Below are 5,620 nucleotides of genomic sequence, written 5' to 3'. Positions count from 1 at the left end.
CAGAAAACCCCCATCACTTTCGTGAAGGGGGTCTCTTTAGGATCTGGCACCGACCTACTCTCCCACATGTTACTGCAGTACCATCGGCTCTGGCGGGCTTAACTTCTCTGTTCGGAATGGGAAGAGGTGGACACCGCCGATATAGGCACCTGAATATCTTTAATGGGTGGACTTGGTCCATTCCCAGAATGACATATTATTGAAAGAAGTCAATTTTGAAGAGCAAACAACGTGTTGCTCTTGAAAGCCTCGGGTTATTAGTATCACTCGACTGTGGTGTCGCCACCTTTACATCTGTGACCTATCGACGTGGTAGTCTTCCACGGCCCTATATGGAACTCTCATCTCGTGGCTAGTTTCGCACTTAGATGCTTTCAGCGCTTATCTATCCCCAGCGTAGCTACTCTGCAATGCCCCTGGCGGAACAACAGATTCACTAGAGGCTAGTCCAACCCGGTCCTCTCGTACTAAGGTCAGCCCCACTCAAAATTCCAACGCCCACAACAGATAGGGACCGAACTGTCTCGCGACGTTCTGAACCCAGCTCGCGTGCCACTTTAATCGGCGAACAGCCGAACCCTTGGGACCTTCTCCAGCCCCAGGATGTGACGAGCCGACATCGAGGTGCCAAACCTCCCCGTCGATATGAGCTCTTGGGGGAGATCAGCCTGTTATCCCCAGCGTACCTTTTATCCTTTGAGCGATGGCCCTTCCATGCAGAACCACCGGATCACTATATCCGTCTTTCGACCCTGCTCGGCTTGTCTGCCTCACAGTCAAGCAAGCTTATGCTATTGCACTCCACGTACGGTTACCAAGCGTACTGAGCTTACCTTTGAAAGCCTCCGTTACCTTTTTGGAGGCGACCACCCCAGTCAAACTACCCATCAAACAATGTCCCCGCCAGGGGCGGGTTAGACACCGAACACAGAAAGGGTGGTATTTCAACGTTGCCTCCACGACGCCTAGCGACGCCGCTTCAAAGGCTCCCACCTATCCTACACATCCTGTGCCCAATGTCAATGTTAAATTGTAGTGAAGGTGCATGGGGTCTTTCCGTCCCGTTGCGGGTACCCGGCGTCTTCACCGGGACCACAATTTCACCGAGCTCATGGCTGAGACAGCGCCCAGATCGTTACACCATTCGTGCAGGTCGGAACTTACCCGACAAGGAATTTCGCTACCTTAGGACCGTTATAGTTACGGCCGCCGTTTACTGGGGCTTCGATTCAATGCTTCTCCTTGCGGATGACATCCCCTCTTAACCTTCCAGCACCGGGCAGGTGTCAGGCCTTATACCTCATCTTTCGATTTTGCAAAGCCATGTGTTTTTGTTAAACAGTCGCCTGGGCCTTTTCACTGCGGCTGCCATTGCTGACAGCGCCCCTTCTCCCGAAGTTACAGGGCCATTTTGCCGAGTTCCTTAGCCATGATTCACTCGAGCACCTTAGAATTCTCTTCCCGGATACCTGTGTCGGTTTGCGGTACGGGCTTTCATAGACTGGAGCTTAGCGGTTTTTCTTGGAAGTCTGATTACCTGCGCTATCCACTCACCCGAGGGCTTGCGGTACTATCGACTTTCAGCTGGATTGGCGGATTTGCCTACCATCCCAATACCTACGGTCTTTAACGAACTATTCCGTCAGTTCGCGGCAGTGTCACTACTCCGTCCCCACATCGCATCTATAAAAGGTACGGTAATATTAAACCGTTGTCCATCGAATATCCCCTTCGGGTTCTCCTTAGGCCCCGACTAACCCTGATCCGATTAGCGTTGATCAGGAAACCTTATCCTTTCGGTGGGCGGGTTTCTCTCCCGCCTTATCGTTACTTATGCCTACATTTGCTTTTCCAGAAGCTCCACCATGGCTCACGCCACGACTTCGCTGCCGCTGGAATGCTCCCCTACCATGACATAAATGTCATCCATAGCTTCGGTGCACCACTTAATGCCCGTTTATTATCCATGCACGATCGCTCGACTAGTGAGCTGTTACGCACTCTTTAAATGAATGGCTGCTTCCAAGCCAACATCCTAGCTGTCTATGCAATCGCACCTCGTTAGTTCAACTTAGCGGTGACTTAGGGACCTTAGCTGATGGTCTGGGTTCTTTCCCTCTCGGCGCGTGACCTTAGCACCCCGCGCCTCACTGCCGTGTATATTATATAGCATTCGGAGTTTGTCTGGATTTGGTAGGATTTGACTCCCCCGCACCCAATCAGTAGCTCTACCTCTATATAACTCACCACGACGCTGTTCCTAAAAACATTTCGGGGAGTACGAGCTATTTCCCAGTTTGATTAGCCTTTCACCCCTACCCACAGATCATCCGGAAACTTTTCAACGTTTATCGGTTCGGTCCTCCAGTACGTGTTACCGCACCTTCAACCTGTCCATGGGTAGATCACAAGGTTTCGCGTCTACCTCCCCTGACTATGCGCCCTATTCAGACTCGCTTTCGCTTCGGATCCGTGCCTGAAGCACTTAACCTTGCCAGAGAAGAGTAACTCGTAGGCTCATTATGCAAAAGGCACGCCGTCACGCCACCTGGACGCTCCGACCGCTTGTAAGTATACGGTTTCAGGTTCTATTTCACTCCCCTGTTCGGGGTTCTTTTCACCTTTCCCTCACGGTACTGGTTCACTATCGGTCTCTCAGGAGTATTTAGCCTTACCGGATGGTGCCGGCAGATTCCCACAAGGCGTCTCCGACCTCGCGGTACTCAGGATACTGTTAGGCTAATGGTACTTACGTGTACGAGGCTATCACTCTATATTGCCGGGCTTCCCATCCCGTTCCACTTCATTGCATTATAACCACGTCACAGTCCTACAACCCCACACATGCCGTGACATGGGTGGTTTGGGCTCTTTCCCTTTCGCTCGCCACTACTCAGGAAATCATTATTATTTTCTCTTCCTCTGCTTACTTAGATGTTTCAGTTCGGCAGGTTTGCGCACCATGTGCGACATGTCTTCAACATGCCAGGTTTCCCCATTCGGAAATCCGCGGATCAAATCATATTTGCCAATCCCCGCGGCTTATCGCAGCTTATCACGTCCTTCATCGCCTCTGAGAGCCAAGGCATCCCCCGTATACTCTTTCTTACTTTCTTCTACCTGTACGCCTTTTGCGCCGTACGGTATGCTTTTTTGATATGTCGTCAACCATCATGCCTTGCGGCAATCCGAGCCAACAACGTCTCTATTGTTGTTTGCTCTTCTATTTTAACTTCTTCCAATATGTCAAAGAACTTTTCGATCCCGGGCACCTGCGTACCTATTTTCTCGATGCTTCTGTAACAGCATCCGGTGATGGTGGAGAATAACGGAGTCGAACCGTTGACCTCCTGCGTGCAAGGCAGGCGCTCTAGCCAGCTGAGCTAATCCCCCAAAAAAACTTGCTTGTAGTCCCGTCCAGATTTGAACTGGAGACCCCTACATTATCAGTGTAGTGCTCTAACCAGGCTGAGCTACGGGACTATTTATAGTTTGCAGTGTCCAATTCACAGTTTCAGATTAAACTGCTTACTGTTAACCGTCAACTGAAAACCAATCTGTCCCTGCTTTGTCCGCAGAACCACTGATGGCTTCATCTTTTTGGTTTTTCCTTAAGAGACATTATCATTTTTTACGCAGCGAGTAGTCCATACTACTCCAGAAAGGAGGTATTCCAGCCGCACCTTCCGGTACGGCTACCTTGTTACGACTTAGCCCCAGTTATCGGTTTTACCCTAGGACGCTCCTTGCGGTTACGTACTTTAGGTACCCCCAACTTCCATGGCTTGACGGGCGGTGTGTACAAGGCCCGGGAACGTATTCACCGCATCATTGCTGATATGCGATTACTAGCGAATCCAACTTCATGGGGTCGAGTTGCAGACCCCAATCCGAACTGTGAATGGCTTTTTGAGATTTGCACCACATTGCTGTGTAGCTGCCCTCTGTACCATCCATTGTAGCACGTGTGTAGCCCCGGACGTAAGGGCCATGATGACTTGACGTCGTCCCCTCCTTCCTCTCTGTTTGCACAGGCAGTCTGTCTAGAGTCCCCACCGTTACGTGCTGGCAACTAGACATAGGGGTTGCGCTCGTTGCGGGACTTAACCCAACACCTCACGGCACGAGCTGACGACAGCCATGCAGCACCTAGTTTCGTGTCCTTGCGGACGCTGCCATCTCTGGCAACTTCACTAACTTTCAAGCCCGGGTAAGGTTCCTCGCGTATCATCGAATTAAACCACATGCTCCTCCGCTTGTGCGGGCCCCCGTCAATTCCTTTGAGTTTCACCCTTGCGGGCGTACTCCCCAGGTGGAACACTTAACGCTTTCGCTTAGCCGCTGACTGTGTATCGCCAACAGCGAGTGTTCATCGTTTAGGGCGTGGACTACCAGGGTATCTAATCCTGTTTGATCCCCACGCTTTCGTGCCTCAGCGTCAATAGGACCATAGTAAGCTGCCTTCGCAATCGGTGTTCTGTGACATATCTATGCATTTCACCGCTACTTGTCACATTCCGCCTACCTCTAGTCCATTCAAGCCCATCAGTATCAAGGGCACTGCGATAGTTGAGCTACCGTCTTTCACCCCTGACTTAACAGGCCGCCTACGCACCCTTTAAACCCAATAAATCCGGATAACGCTTGGATCCTCCGTATTACCGCGGCTGCTGGCACGGAGTTAGCCGATCCTTATTCCCTCGGTACATTCAGCTACTTACACGTAAGCAGGTTTATTCCCGAGTAAAAGCAGTTTACAACCCAGAGGGCCGTCTTCCTGCACGCGGCATGGCTGGTTCAGGCTCTCGCCCATTGACCAATATTCCTTACTGCTGCCTCCCGTAGGAGTCTGGTCCGTGTCTCAGTACCAGTGTGGGGGGTCATCCTCTCAGATCCCCTAGTCATCGCGGTCTTGGTGGGCCGTTACCCCGCCAACTAACTAATGACACGCATGCCCATCCCCATCCCATAAATGTTTGATCATTGAACGATGCCGTTCTGTGATTTCATGCGGTGTTAATCCGGATTTCTCCGGGCTATCCCCCTGATGAAGGTAGGTTGCATACGCGTTACGCACCCGTGCGCCGGTCTCAAGCTAGCAAGCTAGCTCTACCCCTCGACTTGCATGTATTAGGCCTGCCGCTAGCGTTCATCCTGAGCCAGGATCAAACTCTCCATTGTAAAATGTTGTAGTTCGAACGCTGACCATTCTTATTCTAACGAATTATAAAATAGTCTAATTCTAATTGTATTATGTTGTCTGATAGTTACAGACTTAAGAAACAGCTCGGTGTCATGTACTTTGAAATCGTACTGCTTGCCTCGCTGCGTTGTATAAATGATATCTCTTTAATGAACTTTCCGGCCGTGCCTCGCGGTGGCCTTTTATATGTTGCGATGTTGGTCCCGAATTCCCGAATGGTCTTTTGATGTTCCGTTCGTTCACTTAAAATTACATCGTTTCAATCTTCTCTTATTCGCCTTCCGAACTCCGTCCGTGGGCTCCCGTTTCGTTTGGGACTGCAAAGGTAGGAAACTTTTTCATTCCCGCAAATCTTTTTTTAACTTTTCAGAAACTTTCTCTCGTTCCGGCTGTTTGCGCCTTTCGTTTCCATCATCC

Annotated in this window: 2 tRNA genes and 3 rRNA genes; all 5 read right to left on the bottom strand. The window is 50.6% G+C overall.

Annotation, left to right across the window (positions count from 1 at the left end):
• Positions 1-41 precede the first annotated feature (41 nt).
• The 5 genes from rrf to R2Q59_RS20545 all read right to left on the bottom strand — a co-directional run bounded on the left by rrf (position 42) and on the right by R2Q59_RS20545 (position 5,181).
• Positions 42-153, bottom strand: a 5S ribosomal RNA gene (gene rrf, locus R2Q59_RS20565).
• Positions 154-238: 85 nt separating this feature from the next.
• A 23S ribosomal RNA gene (locus R2Q59_RS20560) occupies positions 239-3,116 on the bottom strand.
• 200 nt (positions 3,117-3,316) lie between these two features.
• Positions 3,317-3,393, bottom strand: a tRNA-Ala gene (locus R2Q59_RS20555).
• Positions 3,394-3,408: 15 nt separating this feature from the next.
• Positions 3,409-3,483 (bottom strand) — tRNA-Ile (locus R2Q59_RS20550).
• Between the two features lie 178 nt (positions 3,484-3,661).
• Positions 3,662-5,181 (bottom strand): 16S ribosomal RNA (locus R2Q59_RS20545).
• The 16S, 23S and 5S rRNA genes sit together here with 2 tRNA genes alongside, the layout of an rRNA operon.
• Positions 5,182-5,620: the final 439 nt, after the last annotated feature.

This window comes from Pedobacter frigiditerrae (genome assembly GCF_032678705.1).
Lineage (GTDB): Bacteria > Bacteroidota > Bacteroidia > Sphingobacteriales > Sphingobacteriaceae > Pedobacter > Pedobacter frigiditerrae_A.
This window is presented reverse-complemented; position numbering and strand designations above follow the sequence as displayed.